Annotated in this window: 20 protein-coding genes; 4 read left to right on the top strand and 16 right to left on the bottom strand. The window is 31.3% G+C overall.

Annotation, left to right across the window (positions count from 1 at the left end; all coding sequences use genetic code 11):
* Positions 1-10: 10 nt before the first annotated feature.
* The 13 genes from ACLII3_RS01865 to ACLII3_RS01805 form a co-directional block, all read right to left on the bottom strand.
* Positions 11-1,663, bottom strand: a complete 1,653-nt coding sequence (locus tag ACLII3_RS01865) for an NADH-ubiquinone oxidoreductase-F iron-sulfur binding region domain-containing protein (protein ID WP_412986018.1) — start codon at positions 1,661-1,663, stop codon at positions 11-13.
* A 6-nt stretch (positions 1,664-1,669) separates the two neighbouring features.
* Complete coding sequence (gene fdhD, locus ACLII3_RS01860) at positions 1,670-2,491, bottom strand: formate dehydrogenase accessory sulfurtransferase FdhD (RefSeq protein ID WP_412986017.1); 822 nt, start codon at positions 2,489-2,491, stop codon at positions 1,670-1,672.
* Positions 2,492-2,553: 62 nt separating this feature from the next.
* Positions 2,554-4,221 carry a formate--tetrahydrofolate ligase gene (locus tag ACLII3_RS01855; protein ID WP_412986015.1) on the bottom strand — a complete coding sequence of 556 codons (1,668 nt, stop codon included), beginning with the start codon at positions 4,219-4,221 and terminating at the stop codon, positions 2,554-2,556.
* 120 nt (positions 4,222-4,341) lie between these two features.
* A complete protein-coding gene (gene trpA, locus ACLII3_RS01850; protein WP_412986014.1) occupies positions 4,342-5,106 on the bottom strand; it encodes a tryptophan synthase subunit alpha in 765 nt (254 codons plus the stop codon).
* A 30-nt stretch (positions 5,107-5,136) separates the two neighbouring features.
* Positions 5,137-6,228 (bottom strand): carbohydrate-binding family 9-like protein, encoded by a 1,092-nt coding sequence (locus ACLII3_RS01845; protein ID WP_412986013.1) that lies wholly within the window; start codon positions 6,226-6,228, stop codon positions 5,137-5,139.
* Positions 6,229-7,416 (bottom strand): tryptophan synthase subunit beta, encoded by a 1,188-nt coding sequence (gene trpB / locus ACLII3_RS01840; RefSeq protein WP_412986011.1) that lies wholly within the window; start codon positions 7,414-7,416, stop codon positions 6,229-6,231.
* Positions 7,417-7,454: 38 nt separating this feature from the next.
* A complete protein-coding gene (locus ACLII3_RS01835; protein ID WP_412986009.1) occupies positions 7,455-8,102 on the bottom strand; it encodes a phosphoribosylanthranilate isomerase in 648 nt (215 codons plus the stop codon).
* 98 nt (positions 8,103-8,200) lie between these two features.
* Positions 8,201-8,986, bottom strand: a complete 786-nt coding sequence (trpC, locus tag ACLII3_RS01830; RefSeq protein ID WP_412986008.1) for an indole-3-glycerol phosphate synthase TrpC — start codon at positions 8,984-8,986, stop codon at positions 8,201-8,203.
* Between the two features lies 1 nt (position 8,987).
* Positions 8,988-9,980: an anthranilate phosphoribosyltransferase gene (gene trpD / locus ACLII3_RS01825; RefSeq protein WP_412986006.1), complete on the bottom strand. Its 993-nt coding sequence runs from the start codon at positions 9,978-9,980 to the stop codon at positions 8,988-8,990.
* A 3-nt stretch (positions 9,981-9,983) separates the two neighbouring features.
* Positions 9,984-10,550, bottom strand: a complete 567-nt coding sequence (locus ACLII3_RS01820) for an anthranilate synthase component II (protein WP_412986005.1) — start codon at positions 10,548-10,550, stop codon at positions 9,984-9,986.
* On the bottom strand, positions 10,547-11,953 hold the full coding sequence (locus ACLII3_RS01815) for an anthranilate synthase component I family protein (protein ID WP_412986004.1): 1,407 nt from the start codon (positions 11,951-11,953) through the stop codon (positions 10,547-10,549). The genes ACLII3_RS01820 and ACLII3_RS01815 overlap by 4 nt, the downstream gene beginning before the upstream one ends.
* Before the next feature lie 299 nt (positions 11,954-12,252).
* Complete coding sequence (locus ACLII3_RS01810; RefSeq protein ID WP_412986002.1) at positions 12,253-12,822, bottom strand: YceI family protein; 570 nt, start codon at positions 12,820-12,822, stop codon at positions 12,253-12,255.
* A gap of 30 nt (positions 12,823-12,852) precedes the next feature.
* On the bottom strand, positions 12,853-13,305 hold the full coding sequence (locus ACLII3_RS01805; protein ID WP_412986000.1) for a MarR family winged helix-turn-helix transcriptional regulator: 453 nt from the start codon (positions 13,303-13,305) through the stop codon (positions 12,853-12,855).
* A 119-nt stretch (positions 13,306-13,424) separates the two neighbouring features.
* Between ACLII3_RS01805 and ACLII3_RS01800 the strand changes: the two genes are divergently transcribed.
* The 4 genes from ACLII3_RS01800 to ACLII3_RS01785 all read left to right on the top strand — a co-directional run bounded on the left by ACLII3_RS01800 (position 13,425) and on the right by ACLII3_RS01785 (position 15,408).
* The gene (locus ACLII3_RS01800; RefSeq protein ID WP_412985999.1) at positions 13,425-13,973 is read left to right on the top strand and encodes a TlpA family protein disulfide reductase; all 549 of its coding nucleotides are present in this window, start codon (positions 13,425-13,427) and stop codon (positions 13,971-13,973) included.
* Positions 13,974-13,978: 5 nt separating this feature from the next.
* Positions 13,979-14,599, top strand: coding sequence for a thioredoxin family protein (locus ACLII3_RS01795; RefSeq protein ID WP_412985998.1), 621 nt, complete (start codon positions 13,979-13,981; stop codon positions 14,597-14,599).
* A gap of 92 nt (positions 14,600-14,691) precedes the next feature.
* Positions 14,692-15,003, top strand: a complete 312-nt coding sequence (locus tag ACLII3_RS01790; RefSeq protein WP_412985997.1) for a rhodanese-like domain-containing protein — start codon at positions 14,692-14,694, stop codon at positions 15,001-15,003.
* 12 nt (positions 15,004-15,015) lie between these two features.
* Complete coding sequence (locus ACLII3_RS01785) at positions 15,016-15,408, top strand: rhodanese-like domain-containing protein (RefSeq protein ID WP_412985996.1); 393 nt, start codon at positions 15,016-15,018, stop codon at positions 15,406-15,408.
* Between the two features lie 52 nt (positions 15,409-15,460).
* On the opposite strand, the gene ACLII3_RS01780 is transcribed toward ACLII3_RS01785, so the two are convergent.
* The 3 genes from ACLII3_RS01780 to ACLII3_RS01770 form a co-directional block, all read right to left on the bottom strand.
* Entirely contained in the window at positions 15,461-16,510 is a 1,050-nt protein-coding gene (locus ACLII3_RS01780; protein ID WP_412985994.1) for a phosphotransferase enzyme family protein, read from the bottom strand.
* Positions 16,511-16,513: 3 nt separating this feature from the next.
* A complete protein-coding gene (locus ACLII3_RS01775) occupies positions 16,514-17,395 on the bottom strand; it encodes a nucleotidyltransferase family protein (RefSeq protein WP_412985993.1) in 882 nt (293 codons plus the stop codon).
* A 239-nt stretch (positions 17,396-17,634) separates the two neighbouring features.
* Complete coding sequence (locus tag ACLII3_RS01770) at positions 17,635-18,726, bottom strand: DUF4238 domain-containing protein (protein ID WP_412985992.1); 1,092 nt, start codon at positions 18,724-18,726, stop codon at positions 17,635-17,637.
* Positions 18,727-18,777: the final 51 nt, after the last annotated feature.

The following is an 18,777-nucleotide window of genomic DNA, read 5'->3' as shown; positions in this document are numbered from 1 at the left end:
TCTTTTCGTTTTAGTTGAAGTATTGTTTTAATTCATCATTAAAGTATTCCATGGCATTACGAACTGGTAACGGAATTCCGCCTCCATGGGCACATAAAGAACCTTCTTCTAATGTCGATAATAAATCGGCAAATAGCTTACGATCTATTTTATAATCTGAATTCAATGCTTTTTCCGAAAGTTCGTGTCCTCGCTTGGTTCCTAAACGACAAGGGAAACATTTTCCACAACTTTCATAAGCTGCAAAATCAAATAAGTGTTCTATAAATTTCATCATAGGAAAATCTGAAGGAATACTTACTACTGAAGCATGTCCTAATAAAAATCCATTTTGAGAAAAGGATTCAAAATCTAAAGTTAAATCTTCTATTCTTGATACAGGTACTAAACCTCCTAAAGGACCTCCAATTTGAAGGGCTTTTACATCTGATTTAAACCCACCTCCAAGATCATAAATAACTTCTTTCATTGGTGTTCCCATTTCTACCTCATACATTCCTGGGTTATTGAAGAAGCTATCTAACGATACTAATTTTGTTCCAGAGGAACGCTCTGTTCCTATGTCCTTCCATGCTTGCCCTCCATTTTTAATGATATAATGCAAAGCTGCAAGCGTTTCTACATTGTTAACCGTTGTAGGTTTATTGAATAATCCTTTTTGAGCAGGAAACGGTGGACGTACACGCACTTCTGGACGCTGACCTTCAATAGAGTTTATTAAAGCTGTTTCTTCACCACAGATATACGATCCTTGGGCTTGAATGATCTTGAAATCAAAGCTGAAACCACTTCCATTTATATTATCACCTATTAAACCTTTTTCTTTTAAGGCATCAATAGCATCTTGAACAATATCTACAGCTTCAGGATATTCGGCACGTATGTATAGAATTCCATATTTGGCATGTGTTACATACCCAGAGATTAGCATTCCAAATAATACCGAATGTGGTTGATGTTCTAATAAATATCTATCTGAATAAGCTCCAGGGTCACCTTCATCGGCATTACAAATAATGAACTTCGTTTCGTTTTTTACATTTCTACAAAACTCTAATTTAAGTCCCATTGGGAATCCTGCTCCTCCACGACCTCTAACATTAGAGGTTTTAATTTCTTCTAAAACAGCTGCTGAGTCTTTTTGTAGCGCTTCTAGAAAAGGTTTGTAATAATCATCAACATTTGTAAAAGGTGCAGTTAAAATTGCTTTATGCTGAGCTTTTATATTGTAAGTGTCTTGATTAAAATTGTTGTCAGAATCAATAATATTATTCAGGTGTTCTAAAGCATCACCAGAGTAATTTTGTCCGTTATAATGAAAAGCACTGTTTTCATGACAACGTCCTAAACATGTCATATGTCCAATTTCATCAGCTTCAAATTTGGTTTGAAGTGCAGTAATTACGTTTTCTTGAGTTCTAGCACATACACATGCTGTTCCATTACAGACATAAGCTTTTTTACCTTTGTTCTCTGGTTTTAGAAAATCATAAAAACTAGCTGTTCCAAAGGTGTTTGCTTTACCAACTAAAAAGTCATTAGCTAATGCAGCTAATTCTTCTTCGCTTGGTGTTCCTTTTGGTTTTGCTAATTGTCCTAAATGATCAAACAGGTTGTCGTGGACACCTTTTCTTCCTAATAATTCACTTAAATTATCTGACATATATTTTTAACTTGCTTTAGTCTTGTTAGTTAGTTTAGTTCGCTGCGGATGAGAATAACAGGTTGCTCTATTGTCTCTACAAAATGCCAATAATGTTATTCCTAGTTCCTTAGCATAATCCACTGCTAATGATGATGGTGCAGATACTGCTGCCAAAAATGGTATTTGTGCTTTAAAACACTTAACCACAATCTCGTATGAAATACGACCACTTACAGTTAGGATTTTAGTAGATTTTATAGCATTGTCGGCAATTAATTTACCTATTACTTTATCTACAGCATTATGGCGACCAATATCTTCCATAGAAGCTAGTAGCTTCCCATCTATTGAAAATGCTGCTGCTGCATGAGCACCACCAGATTGTTTGAAATTAAATTGATAATCATTCATTTTTTTGAATAACTGATTTATTAAATCGATATCAATTTTTTTATGGTCGTCGATAGTTTTACCAATAAACGATAAATCGCTTAATTCTGTTTTACCACAGATTCCACAAGAAGATACAGAGAGTAGGCTTCTGCTATTAGTATAACCTTCTCCAAGTTTATCTTCTGGAATATTTACATTAACAATGGTAACGATACCATTATTGTTTTCTTTTTTAATTGATACTTCTGGAATAAAATTGACATCGTTAATAATACCTTCGGAATGTAATAGACCTCTAACAAGGCTTACATCATTTCCAGGCGTACGCATAGAAACAGTAAAGGGCTCATTGTTAATATTAATTTGCAATGCTTCCTCTACTGTTAAGGCGTCAACAATTTTATTGACCTCTTTTGATTCGAATTTTTTGCCTTCGTAATTGCGAGTTGCCATTAGTTCTAGAAGTAAGAAATTAGTGTTTTCTCAAATTTAATGAAAATATAAACTGGAAACTGTTAAAACAATCCAGTTATATTTCCATCATTATCTATATCAATATTCTCTGACGCAGGATGAGCTGGAAGCCCAGGCATACGCATTATGTTACCAGAAATTGGTACTAAAAATCCTGCTCCTGCAGCAATTTCAATTTCTCTTATAGTTACTCTAAATCCTGTAGGTCTTCCTAGTAACTTATCGTTATCAGATAATGATTTTTGTGTTTTTGCAATACATACAGGAAGTTCTTCAAGACCTAATGCAGCAATAGTGCGTAGGTTTCTTTTTGCTTTTGCATCATACTCAACACCATCCGCACCATAAATTTTTGTTGCAATTGCTTCTATTTTAGATTTTACATCCATTTTCCAATCGTACATTGGAGTAAAGTTTGCACTATCTTCTTCTACAATATCAATTACATGTTTAGCTAAGTCAATAGCTCCATCACCACCTTTTGCCCAAACTTCAGCTAAAGCAACTCTAACTCCTTTAGCGTTAGCAAAGTCTTCAATAACTTCAATCTCGGCATCGCTATCTGTTATAAATCTATTGATAGCAATTACTGGTTTGATACCAAATTGTTGTACATTTTCTAGATGTTTTTCAAGGTTTGGTAAACCTTTTCTAAGTGCGTCAACGTTTTCTTCAGTTAAGTTTTTAAGGTCTGCACCACCATGGTATTTCAGGGCACGTATAGTTGTAGTAATTACCACTGCTTTAGGAGAAATTCCTGCGCTTTGACATTTAATATCTAAGAATTTTTCGGCACCTAAGTCTGCACCAAAACCAGCCTCGGTTACAGTATAGTCACTTAAGCTCATTCCCATTTTAGTAGCGATAACTGTGTTTGTTCCTTGTGCAATATTTGCGAAAGGGCCACCATGGATAATAGCTGGATTGCCTTCGATAGTTTGCACTAAGTTTGGCTTAATAGCTTCTTTTAATAAGGCAGCCATAGCACCTTGTACTTTTAAATCTTTTGCGAAAATTGGTTCTTTTTTGAATGTATATCCAATAAAGATATTACCTAAACGTGTTTTTAAATCAGCAAGGTCTTTTGATAAACACAAAATTGCCATAATTTCTGATGCTGCAGTAATATCGAACCCAGTTTCACGAGGAATACCAAATGTTGTTCCTCCTAAACCAACATTAATTTTTCTTAGGGCTCTATCGTTCATGTCTATAACACGTTTCCATGCTACTGTTCTAGCATCAATACCTAAGTTATTTGTTTTACTTTGAAGGTTATTGTCAATTACAGCAGATAATAAGTTGTGAGCTTTTTCAACTGCTGAAAAATCACCTGTAAAGTGTAAGTTAATGTCTTCTAATGGTAATACTTGTGAGTAACCACCACCAGTAGCTCCACCTTTAATTCCAAAAACTGGTCCTAATGAAGGTTCTCTTAGTACAACTGTTGTTTGTTTTCCTAATTTGTTTAATCCTTCAGATAATCCAATTGACATGGTTGTTTTACCTTCACCAGCAGGAGTAGGAGATATTGCTGTAACTAATATTAAGTTACTTTGCTTCACTTTGTCTTCGTCTATTTTTGAAAGTGGAATTTTAGCTTTATACTTTCCAAACATTTCAAGGTCTTCTTCTTTAAGGCCAAGTTTTGAAGCTATTTCAGTGATGTGTTTTTTCTGAGCTTTTTTTGCAATATCTAAATCTGTCATTTGTGATTTTTATTAGTTAGTTATTGGTTTTATGATCATCGTCTAAACTACAAAATATATTGCAAAAAAAAGCCTTTCCTAACGGGAAAGACTTGGTGATTTTGTTAAGGTTTTTTATGACTAGTTTATGATTGTATTTACAAATGTATTTATAGTGTTTAATTTGTTGTTAGTGATGTGTTTAACAAAGGCGCTACCAATAATTGCACCTTTGGTATATTTTGTAGCTTGGGCAAATGTTTTGTTATTTGAAATACCAAATCCAACAATTTGAGGATTCTTTAAATTCATACTATTAATGCGTTTAAAATAATTAGTTTGAGTGTCTCCAAAACCAGTTTGTGCTCCAGTTGTACTTGCAGAACTTACCATGTATATAAAACCATTTGAGATAGAGTCAATGTACCTTATGCGTTCTTCACTAGTTTGGGGTGTTATTAAAAACACATTTATCAAGTCATATTTTTCAAAAATGGATTTGTATTCTTCATGATATACATCCACAGGTAAATCGGGAATAATTAAACCATCTATACCAATTTCTTTACATTTTTTACAAAAATCTTCTACGCCATATTGTAGGATAGGATTAAAATAACCCATAATTATTAATGGAATTTTTACTGAGCTTCTAATGTTTTTAAGTTGCTTAAAAAGTAACTCTGTAGTCATACCATTTTTTAATGCTTGAGTTGAACTTGCTTGTATTGTTGGACCATCTGCTAAAGGGTCACTAAAAGGCAATCCAATTTCAATCATGTCTACACCATTTTTTTCAAGGTTTTGAATGATAGTTACTGTATCATCAATATTTGGATAACCAGCAGTAAAATATATAGATAGTAGTTTTTTATCTTCTTGTAATTTTTGATTTATTCTATTCATGATTGGTAATCTTCAATAGTGTTAGAAGTTTTAATTTTCAATTGTTTTTAAAACGCCTTCTTGATTAATGATATAGGTTTTGTTTTGACTTGATAATTTATATTCGAAACCGAAATTGGTTTTGTAAAAGATAGCTTCAGTTTGTTTGTTAGTGCTATAGTTTACCTCAAGTTTTTGTGTAAAACCTTGTGAGTTGCTTAGTAAATGTTTTAAATCACCATAGCGAGTGTTTCTAAAAAGCGCAAAAGCTGTTTGTTTTATTAATAAATCGGCATCTTCGATATAATCAATATTTTTTGATGTGGATTGTTCTGTGAATTGAAGAAAGCCCCATTTTTCAGGTTCGTGCATGTTTATCACTTTTTGATTACTCCAAACCCAGTTATACTCTCTTAAATACTTTCCGTTGGCTTTTTTACGATCGTATTTACCATTAATAATATCATGATCCCATTGTACACGAGAAAAATTAATACGCCATTGTTCGCCTTCTTTAGGAATGCTTTTAGGTCTGTTTTTTAAACCAATTAGTGGTTTTAATGGAATGGCTATTTCTACAGTCCAATGCGAATCTATATCATTAGGATTATTTAAAGTGCCATAGATTTTTACTGCAGATTTTAAGTTGTTTAAATTCCATTCAAAATTTGCTTTTCCACCTATACGATAAGGTTTGTTTAAATATAAATCCCAAACCGTATTAAGCGCATTTATTTCTACTTCACCATAACCAATTCCTGTGCTTGAAGGGTCTAGAAATACTTCAAAGTCGTTATTGTAGTAAATAATAGTATCACGTTGTTTAAGGTTTCCCCAAATATGTGGTTCTTTCATTTCTGCATACACATACAAGTAATCATTATTCCAAAGCATTTTTACTTGTGTGTCATATTTTGTTTTTTTTACTCCTTCTATATCTATAAACTTATCACTGAATAGAGCAGTCTTCCAACTAGGTTCGTCAGCTAATCCATCAATATCAATTTTATCAGTGGTTTTAGTTACGATATAATGTTTTGGTATGACTAAGTCTTTAGAAACATCTACTTTAAGAGTTTCTTGTCCTTGAGAAATGTTTATTGTAAATAATAAACCAATGAATATGAATAAATAATACTTCATTTATAAGTTGAAATGATTGATATATGTTTCTAAATCTTTATCACCACGTCCAGATAAACTAACTACTATAATGTCGTTAGGTTTGAATTGTTTTTTTTCAAAAACTGCTAATGCGTGTGAGCTTTCTATAGCTGGAATGATGCCTTCTAATTTACATAATTCTAATCCAGCAGTCATAGCATCATTATCAGTTATTGAGATAAACTCTGCGCGACCAGATTTATATAGGTGTGCATGCATTGGTCCAACTCCTGGATAATCTAAACCAGCCGAAATAGAATAAGGTTCGGTTATTTGACCGTCTTTAGTTTGCATTAAGAGGGTTTTACTACCATGTATAATGCCTTCTTTTCCTAAAACTGAAGTAGCAGCACTTTCTCCAGAATCAATACCTAATCCAGCTGCTTCAATAGCGATTAAATTTACAGCTTCATCATCTAAATAATGATAATAAGCACCAGCAGCATTACTACCACCACCAACGCAAGCTATAACATAATTAGGTTTGGTGGTATTTTCATGTTCTTGTAATTGCCATTTTATCTCTTCGGAAACTACAGATTGAAATCTAGCTACCATATCTGGATAAGGATGAGGTCCAACTACACTACCAATAATGTAATGTGTGTCAATAGGATTATTAATCCAATCACGAATGGCTTCGTTAGTGGCATCTTTTAGTGTTTTACTTCCTGAGGTTGCTGGAATTACTGTAGCTCCTAGCATCTTCATTCTAGCAACATTAGGAGCTTGACGAGAAATGTCAATTTCTCCCATATAAACAATACATTCTAATCCCATTAAAGCACAGACGGTTGCAGTAGCAACACCATGTTGACCAGCTCCAGTTTCAGCAATAATCCTGTGCTTTCCTAAGCGTTTGGCCATTAATATTTGACCAATAGTATTGTTTATTTTATGAGCACCTGTATGATTTAAATCTTCTCGTTTAAGATAGATTTTAGTATTGTATTTTTCTGAAAGGCGTTTGGCATAATAGAGTGGAGAAGGACGACCAACATAATCTTTTAGTAATTGGTTAAACTCTTTTTGAAAATCTGGTTCAGCCATAACTTTCAAGTAGTTTTGTTTTAGCTTTTCTACATTTGGGTATAACATTTCTGGAATAAATGCACCTCCAAATTCTCCATAATAGCCTTTTTTGTTGATATTGTATGTTTTTTTCATGCTATTGCATTTTTAAATGAGCAAGCGATTGTGAAATCTCATGATGAGATGTCTCGATTATGCTCTACATGACAAATGTTGTTTTTAAAGTTTTTTAATTCTTCAATGTTTTTTAATCCTGGTTCAATTTCAAACTTACTGTTTACATCAATTGCATAACAATATTTTGATGCTTTACTATTTTGAAATTCTTTTAACTTATCAATTTGATCTAATCCAATACCTCCACTCAAAATGAAAGGTTTTGTTGATGTATAGTTATTTAAAATGTTCCAATTGAATGTGTATCCATTACCTCCTGGATGTTTTCCTTTAGTATCAAACAGGAAATAGTCACAAATACTTTCATATGGTTCTAAAACTGAAAAATCAAACTTATCTTTTATAGAAAACACTTTTGTTATTTGAGGAAATTTTACACCAGAGTCTGTGATACACTTAATAAGGTCTTTTATATATGTTGTTGTTTCTTTACCATGTAGCTGTAACATGTCAAAGTGATACAAGTTTAATTTTTCGATAATAACTTTAATTGGCATATCAACAAAAACTCCAACCTTTTCTACCTTTTCAGGTAATTTAGGAATAATGCCATCAAAGTTTCTTGGAGATGACTTATGAAATATAAATCCAAGATAATCTGGTTGCAAACTTGCAACAGCATTTATATTATCTTGATATTTCATTCCGCAGATTTTTAGTTTCATTTGTTCTAGCGAAAGCGGGAATCTCACCACGCTTTGTTTTATCATTTTGTTATGTCTCGATTGTGTTCGATATAACGTTAATTTTCTAATTTATTTATAAACTCACTTGCACTTGCTCCTGGATTATCTGTTTTCATAAAGTTTTCACCAATTAAAAAGCCTTTATAACCATAAGGTTGTAGTTCTTTAATAGCATTAACAGAACTAATTCCACTTTCAGATACTTTTACAAAATCGCCTGGAATAGATTTGCTTAAAGCTTTACTTGTTTCTAGACTAACTTCAAAGGTTTTTAAGTTTCTATTATTAACACCTAACATGTCTAATGATGGCATTATTGATTTATGTAACTCTTCTTCATTATGTACTTCTAGTAATACATCTAATTGTAAACTTTTTGCTAGTTCGGAAAATTGCTTTATTTCTTCTCTTGATAATATTGCTGCAATTAATAAAATTACATCAGCACCATAAGATTTAGCTTCAATGATTTGATATTCATCGATGATAAACTCTTTGCGAAGTAATGGTAAGTTACAATTTGCACGTGCCAATAATAAATCGTCTAAAGAACCTCCAAAGTACTTACTATCTGTTAGTACAGACATACCACAAACATTTGCATTTTCATAGCCTTTAGCTACATCTTGCACATTTAAACTTTGATTAATTACAGATTTTGAAGGTGAACGACGCTTATGTTCTGCAATTATTCCTGTTTTACTATTTCTTAATCTGTTAGCTAATGAAAAGGTTTCTTTATTAAATAAAACCGATTGCTCTAATTGAGAAATAGGAATTAAGGATTTACGTAAGGTAACTTCATTACGTTTATCTAAAACTATTTTATCTAAAATGTTCATGTTACTTACTTAATTCTATTAAATCGGTTAAACTTTCTTCTGCCTTACCACTAAGTAGCGACTCTTTAGCTAATTCAAATCCTTCTTTATGGCTTATTTGCTTTGACGTAGCAATGGCTAAACCTGCATTTGCGAAAACAACATTATTTTGTTCGATAGTTCCTTTACCACTAATAATGTTAGTGAAAATTTTAGCAGCACTTTTAACAGAGCTTCCACCAAAGATTGCTTTTTGCTCTACTTTTTTTACATCTAAATTTTCTGGAGAAAGTATGGTTTCAGAATTATTTGAAATAATTTTTGTTTTCCCAGTTAATGATATTTCGTCATAACCATCTAAGGCATGTACTATGCTGTAGTTTTTGTTTGATTGTTGGTATAAGTAACTATATAACCTTTGTAATTCTAAATTAAAAACACCAACCATTTGGTTTTGTGGAAATGAAGGATTTACCATTGGTCCTAACATATTAAAGAATGTTTTTACACCTAATTCACGACGAATAGGAGCTACATTTTTCATAGCAGGATGAAATAAAGGCGCATGTAAAACACAAATATTTGTTTTGTCGATACACTTCTTTAAAAAGTCTGGATTGTTAGAAAATTTAATCCCTAAATGTTCCATTACATTTGATGAACCACAAGCTGATGATACTCCATAATTGCCATGTTTTGATACTTTTATTCCTGCTCCAGCAGTAACAAACGATGATAGAGTGGAAATATTAAAAGTATCTTTACCATCACCACCAGTTCCGCATAAGTCGATAGCATTAAAGTCGCTTAAGTCTATTGGAATACATAATTCAAGTAAGGCATCTCTAAAGCCAGTAAGCTCTTCTAATGTTATACTTCGCATCATAAAAACGGTTAAGAAAGATGCTATTTGACTTTGGTTGTATTCGCCATTAGAAATATTAACTAATACCTGTTTAGCTTCTTCGCTAGATATGTTTTCGTGGTTTATTAACCTGTTTAATAACTGTTTCATAGCTTAAGAGTTTAACCAATTTTTAAGAATTTGCTTTCCATTAGGTGTTAGTACAGATTCAGGATGGTATTGCACACCTCTTACATCATATACTTTATGTCTTAGAGACATTACCTGTCCATTTTCGTCAAAGGAAGTAGCTTCAAGCTCTTCAGGTAAATTATTGTCAACTACCCAAGAGTGGTAGCGACCTACTTCAATTTCTTTTTCTAAGCCTTCAAATAAATATTCATCATCCACAGTAATGGATACTTTGGTAGCTACGCCATGATAAACATCTTCTAAATTTATTAAAGTACCACCAAATACTTCTCCTATGGCTTGTTGCCCAAGACAGACACCTAAAATACTTTTTGTTGGCGCATAGGTTTTAATAATTGTTTTCAATAAACCTGCTTCATCAGGTATTCCTGGGCCTGGAGATAATACAATTTTATGAAATGGCTTTACGTCTTCTATATTTAATTTGTCATTTCTTACTACAGTTACTTTGCAATCCAGATCTTCTAAATAGTGAACTAAATTGTATGTAAAGCTGTCGTAATTATCTATTACTAGTACTTTTTTCATAGCGATATGCTTTCTGCTATTTCTATAGCTTTGGTTAATGCTCCTAGTTTATTATATACTTCTTGTAATTCATTTTCTGGATTAGATCTAGATACTAATCCTGCACCTGCTTGCCAATGTAATTGATGGTTTTTACTTAAAAATGTTCTAATCATAATGGCATGGTTATAATTGCCTTCAAAATCCATAAAACCAATAGCTCCTCCATAGTAGGTTCTATTTGTTTTTTCATAGCGATCTATAAGCTGCATAGCATTGTGTTTAGGCGCTCCACTTAAGGTGCCAGCAGGAAATGTATCTGCAACTACTTGCATGGTTGTAGCATTGTCGTGTTTTTGTCCAGTAACTTTACTAACTAAATGAATAACATGTGAAAAAAATTGAACTTCTCTGTATTTTTCGACAGTTACTTCGCTACCATGTCTGCTTAAATCATTTCTAGCTAAATCAACTAACATTACATGTTCGCTATTTTCTTTATCGTCTGCTACTAATTGTTTTGCTAATTCGGCATCTTTTAAATCGTCACCAGTTCGTTTAAAAGTTCCAGCAATTGGATGTATTTCGGCTTTGCCGTCGCTAACAACTAACTGTGCTTCTGGCGAGCTTCCAAAAATTTTAAAATCACCATAATCAAAATAGAATAGGTAAGGAGAAGGGTTAATGCTTCTTAATGCTCGATATACATTAAACTCATCACCTTTAAAATCTTGTTGGAATTTTCGAGATAATACTAATTGAAAAACGTCACCTCTAGCACAATGCTTTTTAGCTAGTTCAACGTGTTCTTTATATTCATCATCAGTTAAGTTTGATGCAATTTCACCTTCTGCATTAAAGTTATACGATGCAAAGTTTTTTGCTTTAATTAATTGATGGATATCATCAATATTATTTTCTGTATCAAAACAATGCGCGAAAATATACGCTTCGTTTTTAAAGTGATTAATTGCAATTATATTTTGATATACAGCATAGTAAATATCTGGAATGTCTATTGAGTTGTCTTTTTTAGTGATTTCTACATCTTCAAAATACTTTACAGCATCATAAGTAGTATATCCAAAAATTCCATTGTTAATGAACTTAAATGTCTTTTCGGAATTTACCTTAAATCGTTTTGTGAATTTGTGAATTTCTTTAGTAACGTTTATGGTTTTAGCACTGTTTTTTTTAGAACTCCCATCTGGATAGGTTTGAGAAATCTCATTGTCTTTTACTTTTATAGAAGCAATAGGGTTGAAACAGATATAAGAAAAGCTATTATCGTTGGTATGATAATCGCTACTCTCCAGTAAAATACTGTTAGGGAATTTATCTCTAATTTTTAAGTAAATGCTCACAGGTGTAATAGTATCAGCAAGTATTTTTTTATAATGTGTATATAGACTAAATGTTTTCATTTATCTCTAATATTTTTGTTCTTCTTTTATTTGTAATTATAAAATAAAAAAGGCTTGTCGTGAATGACAAGCCTTTTTTTATATTTAAATTAAATATACTATAGGTTTCTTCACGAATTTTTGTTTCGAGAAGTCCACCACCAAGTATTATTTAAAATTGTGTTCATTTGTTTTGTTTATACAAATGTAGAAATGAATTTTTTTTAAACAAATAAAATTGAATAAAAATGAGAAAGATTCCTGCAAGAGCAGGAATCTTTCGATAAAAGGTTGCTATTAATCAAAGATTTACCTTTTATTTAAAATTTTAAAGACACTTTTAAATCAAACTCATTAGAGATTGCTTTGTCTTTTAATCCATCAAAAAAGCTAGCCGAACCATATTTGATGTTATACTTTGTTCTGTCTATTTTTAGTTTAGTTACAGCAGTACCATCTAATACTTCTAAGTTAAATGAAATTGGATTTGTAATACCTTTTATAGTTAGGTCTGCATCTACTTTATAGTTGCTTCCTTTACCAGTAACTTTAGTAAACTTTAAAGTAGCTGTTTTGTGATTTGCAACTCCAAAAAAGTCATCAGATTTTAAATGTCCATCTAACTTTCCTTTCCATTCACCTTCTAAATCTGTTGTGTTAATAGTCGTCATATCCATAACAAAATTACCACCAACTAAAGTTTTTCCGTCAAAGTGTAGTTGACCTTCTTGTAATTGAATAGTACCTTCATGCTGCCCAGTTACTTTGTGTCCTGTCCAGTTTATTGTACTTTCAGAGATATTTACATCCTTTTTAGTCATTGAAGTAAAAGAAGATAGTACTACAACTAATGCTAAAAATAGTCCTGTTTTTAATACGTTGTTTTTCATTTTTTAAGTTTAATTATTATTTAATTTATGTTAAGCTCTTAACTTATCTAGTAAGTTGTTTAAAGTTTCTAATTCAGTTGTATTTAAGTTTTTTGTAATGTCTAAACTATTTTGATATGTAATAGGATCTAGTTCTTTTAATAGGTTTAATCCTTTTTCAGTAATAAATATTTCAATTTTCCTTCTATTGCTAGGGCATGTATTACGTGTTACTAATTCTTTCTTTAGTAATTTATCAATAAGTCTTGTAGTATTACTCATTTTGTTAAGCATACGCTCTTGTAATGTACTTAAGTTTGCAGGTTTCCCTTTTTGACCTCTTAATATGCGAAGTACATTGTATTGTTCAGATGATAAGTCATACCTCTTAAATTGACTAGTAGAATTTTCCTTAAACCAATTATTAGTATAAATAAGATTGATTATTGTTTTTTCACTAATCCTCAATTTTACGGTACTTTTTATATCTGTTTCTATAGACATTTGTATATACAATTGTTGTTGGTACAAATGTATGTTTTTTTGCTAAAAATAAAAGTGAAGAGGATATAATGTTTTGTTAAATTTTTAAGTAGCTTAGTTTTGATGTTTAAATTTATATCATGAAGTACTTAAAATACCTATTATTAATCCTTGTTTTTTCTTGTAAAGGAGAAGTAAATGTAGAGTCTCATAAGGAAGTTACTAAAGAAGAAGTAACTAAACTAGAAGAGGAAGTTAACACAGATAACGTTGAATTAGAAATTCATGACTTTAATGGATTGGAGAAGTATTTAAACTTTAAGGACGATAAAACCTACGTCGTAAACTTTTGGGCTACTTGGTGTGCGCCTTGTGTTAAAGAATTACCACATTTTGAAGCACTTTATAAAAACTATAAGGCAAACGATGTTGAGGTTTTGTTGGTAAGCTTAGATTTTCCAAATCAATATGATAAAAAGTTAAAACCATTTATTGTTAAGCATGATTTACAATCAAAAGTTTTGGTTTTAAATGATGTTGATATGAATACATGGATACCTAAAGTCAATGAAAATTGGGATGGCGCAATTCCAGTGACCATCATTTATAATAAAGATAAACGTGAGTTTTACGACACAACTTTTACTTACGAAGAGTTAGAAACAGAATTAAAACAATTTATAAACTAAACACTATGAAATATTTAAAAACAATTACAATGATTGCTGTGGTGTTGTTAGTAAGTGCTTTTACTACTAAAACAGCAGTAGGACCAAACCATGGTTATCATATTGGAGACGTTGCAACCGATTTTTCATTAGAAAATATTGATGGTAAAATGGTGTCTTTAGCAGATTATAATGATGCTAAAGGATTTATCGTGATTTTTACATGTAATACATGTCCATATGCTGTGGCTTATGAAGATCGTATTATAGATTTAGACAAGAAGTATGCCTCTAAGGGTTATCCAGTAATCGCAATTATGCCTAATAATACTGATGTAAAACCAGGAGATAACATGAAAGCAATGAAAGCGCGTGCTGCTTCAAAAGGGTTTACATTTCCATATTTAATGGATAAAGGACAAAAAATTTATCCGCAGTATGGTGCAACCAAAACACCACATGTGTATATACTTGAAAAAACTAAGCGTGGTAATGTGGTAAAGTACATTGGAGCAATTGACGATAATTACCAAGATGCCTCAAAGGTTAATACTAAGTATGTTGAAGATGCGGTTGATGCCTTACTAGATGGTAAAGAAATAAAGGAAACTAAAACCAGAGCTATTGGTTGTTCTATAAAGGTTTAAAAAAAAAACCGAAGTGTATGTAACACTTCGGTTTTTTTTTCGTCTATATAATATATCCTAAAGAAATGTTAATTTTGCTAAAAAAATAAGATATGGCGAATTTAACGCAAGAAGCGTGGAAAAATCAATTAGAGTCAGATAATAATGCGGTTATTATTGACGTTAGAACAGATGGAGAAGTGGCTGAAGGATATATTTCGGGCGCAATGCATATAGACATTTATCAAGGACAAGGCTTTATTTATAAGCTAGAAGAACTTGATAAGTCTAAAAATTATTATGTGTATTGTAGGTCTGGAGCAAGAAGTGAAAAAGCTTGCGAAATCATGAATCAACTCGGAATTGCAAATGCTTACAACCTATTAGGAGGTATTTTGCAATGGCAAGGCGACATTATACATTAACATCAATCAATTATGAAACGACTAGTATTAACATTATGTTTGGCAGTAGCTTTGGTTAGCTGCAAAAAAGAAACTTCTACCGAAATAGAAGTAGTAACTCCAGAAGAAATGAAAGAACTGGCTGAAATGGAAGACGTTCAGTTAGTAGATGTACGTACTCCAGAGGAGTATGGTGAAGGCTTTATAGATGGCTTTCAAAATATAGATTTTAGATCTGATACTTTTCAAGAAGACATTCAAAAGCTAGATAAAACAAAACCAGTCATTGTGTATTGTAAGTCTGGTGGTCGTAGCGCTTCTTGTGCTCAGGAAATGAAAGAGAATGGATTCGTAAAAATTTACGATTTAGAAGGAGGCATTACTAAGTGGAAGTATAAAGGTTACGAAGTAAAAACAAATCCTTAATCACTATAAAGGTTTAATAAAAAAGCACAACTCTAATCAGGTTGTGCTTTTTTTATGCAAGTTCGTTATTAATAATACTTGTAATAGCTTCTTTGTTTTCTAAAGCTAGTTGTGAGAATCTAAACAAGCTTCTACATCTATCTAAGTTTTGATTTTCGTAGGCTACTTTATAGTATATATTGCCATTTAAATAATCGGTTAGTGCTCTTAAACCATGCATAAAAGGCATGAGTGCACAAGCAATAGGTAAATAGCTTATTTCTTGAGCAGTTAAAAAGGCATCGTTGTTATTTAAGCCTTCTATAAAACTCTTAAATAAATCAAGATTAAATTTAATTTTGCTAAGGTCTTTTTCATCTTCATTAGATTGACTTACAGCAGTACGTACAGCATCACCAAAATCGTAATGAAAATAGCCTTTCATAATCGTATCCAAATCAATTAAACACAATCCAGAATTGTCTTTATGGAATAAAATGTTATTTAGTTTTGTATCGTTATGACATACTCTTAAAGGTAAGTCTGCTTTATAAAACGCATCAAATTGTGTTAGGTTTTCTAAAGCAAAATCAACTTCGGTTTTAGCAATGGTTTTACGTTCGTTACTTGTATTACTAAGCGCCTCGTTAAATTCAGTAATTCTAAAAGGTAAATAGTTAAGCAAAGGCAACGTATCTGGATAATCGTTGGTGTTTTCATGTTGCAATAAACTATGAAAACAACCTATAATACGTCCAGCTTCAAACGCAATGGTGTTATTAGATGTATGATTATAGGCTACGCTGTCTTCAACATAAGTTAGTATACGCCAAATATCGTTTTCTAAACTGTAAAACGGTTTGTCATCATTGGTTTTAATTAATGCAATACTATGGTATTTTTCGTGTTTAAGTTGCTTTAAAGTCAGTTCAATATTGTTATGCAGCCCTTTGGCATCTTTAAACACATTTACATTAATACGCTGTAAAATATAAGTAGGTGTATTATTTATACTAACCAAAAACGTATCATTTATGTACCCTTGGTTAATGGTAGTAAATGATACGTTTGTAGTATCTACTTTAAATTGTTGTAGTATGTTTTTTAAAAGCGGCTTATCCATCACTTAGTTCCAAAGTGGTGTTGGATAGCTACCTTTATTAGTTAAGTCTGCTAAGGTACTTACTGCTTCTTCTTTATCGGCATAATAAGTAACACCAAACCAGTTGCTTTTAGAGTCTATTACATTAATATCTATTAAACCATTGCTCATCATTTCTTGCGCTACAAATGGTAAATAAATTTCGCTTTTTTCTAAGTTACTTGGTTCTTCTAAAAAGTTTTTGAAATAAGTTTCTATATAGTCAAAGATAGATGTATTACAAATCCAGAAATTCATAGATACAATAGTATCAGGAGCTAATTGTGCACCAGAATCTTCATCAACAATAATATCGTCTTTTCTAACAATTTTAGTATGCTCTACAATAGATGTTAATTGTTCACCATTAGCTTTACATACACCTCTAGAAACCGATCCATGGTCAGATAAGGTATCTTTTAAGCTATAACCAACAATGGCATAAGTGTTTTCGGTAGCATTTTTCACAAATTTAGCTGCACCTTCAAAAGCTTTTTGTCCATAATAATCGTCTGCATTAATAATAACAAAGTCATTTTTAATAACATCACGAGCAGTCCAAACTGCATGTGCAGTTCCCCAAGGTTTTTCTCTTTGTGTGTCAAGCGTTACACCTTTAGGTAAATCGTTAATATCTTGTACTAATACATCAAGCTTAACATTGTCTGGTAAGCGTTGTGATAAGTGTTCTTGTAAAAAGGATTGATTTGCGGCTTTGGTAATGACTACAATATGGTTAAAACCTTGCTCGATAGCATCATGAATGCTAAACTCCATTAAAAATTCGCCTGCAGGACCAAGGTCATCAAATTGTTTTAGTTTTCCGTAACGACTACCACTACCAGCAGCCATAAGTAATAAGGTCATATTGATTAAGTTTTTTGTAAAAATAGGATATTGAAATGAAACCTAATAACATACACTTACTAAAATTGTAATGAATGGTTTTTTAAGCTGAAATGTAGTTGGTTTTTTGGTTCGTTTAATGGTTTTATATTTGATTTCTTTTGGAATTGTGCATGAGTATCATTTCTCAATTAACTATACGTTTATTTCAAAGACTTTAAATTCCGATAAAGAATATTAGTTGTAATAAAATATGAAAATTAATAACTATTGTTTCTTGTTGTATTAATTAAGTGGTTTGAATGCTTTCTTAATTGGGTCACTTTGTTTGTCATTTTATAAGCTTTTCCTCTAGAATGGATTTTTATTCCCTCTATTTTTAAATTAGTTTCACAATCTGTGGTTCCGCTAATAATTAGGTTTTTTTGATCTAAATTAATTATCTCTTTATCATTATTGTCTTTATCAACTAAGTAGCTTAAATCGACTTGAGGTTTGTTTGCCTTTTTAAAATTAAGAGATAAAGACTTTAAGTTTCTAATATAATTCTCATTTGCATTTTCATCAAAATATATTGTTTCAATACAATTAATAAATTGTAAAGTATTTATTTGATCAATACATTTTAGGTTTTTGATTGAATGTGTTTTTTGCCTTTTGAACCCTACTTTGTATATAGATGAATCATAAAAATGAAGTACAATTTTAGAGTTAAGAGGGATGAAAATTTGTAAACCAATAATTCCATAACCACATTTTCCATGTGGCCACCTTTTTTGTTCTAAAAATTGATTGTATCTAACAACAGGATTATCTGAGCTAATAAATGGTCTTTCAGTTTCATTTATTAATAATTTAAAGTCTAAATCGATAATATTAAATGTTATTTCTGGTATTGTTGTTATAGAGAATTCAATAAAATCATCATGCGTTAATGTGGGGATTAATTTTTCAATTTGAGTATTTGGGTATAACTCTAATATTTTATCCTTCATTCCAGAAATCATTCCTTTCATATTGTCAATTCTAGTTGGATTCCTTAAATCTGTAAGTGCAACAAAAAGTAATAAGTCAATATGTGGATTTGAGTTTTTTTTAGGAATAATTAATTCTTCTATTATTTTCTTTATAGTTTTGGAAAGAAGATTTTCAATCTCTCCTAATCTTTCTTCAATTATGCCATCATATCCATAGAAAAATTTTTTAGAGCCTTGTGTTTTTAATTTAGAAGTTTGATAAAAGAAATCTCTTTTTAAATTAAATATTCCAATTTGTTTTAAATTCTTTTTATAAGAGAAATTTCTAAGATAAAATTTTGGGATGTAATGTTGATTTTTCCTTTCAGTATTCATTTTTGTTATGAAGATTCATAATATAATATTCTTGAAGATTATTTTTAAAAA

Origin of the sequence: Pontimicrobium sp. IMCC45349, assembly GCF_047219225.1 — a bacterium.
Lineage (GTDB): Bacteria > Bacteroidota > Bacteroidia > Flavobacteriales > Flavobacteriaceae > IMCC45349.
This window is presented reverse-complemented; position numbering and strand designations above follow the sequence as displayed.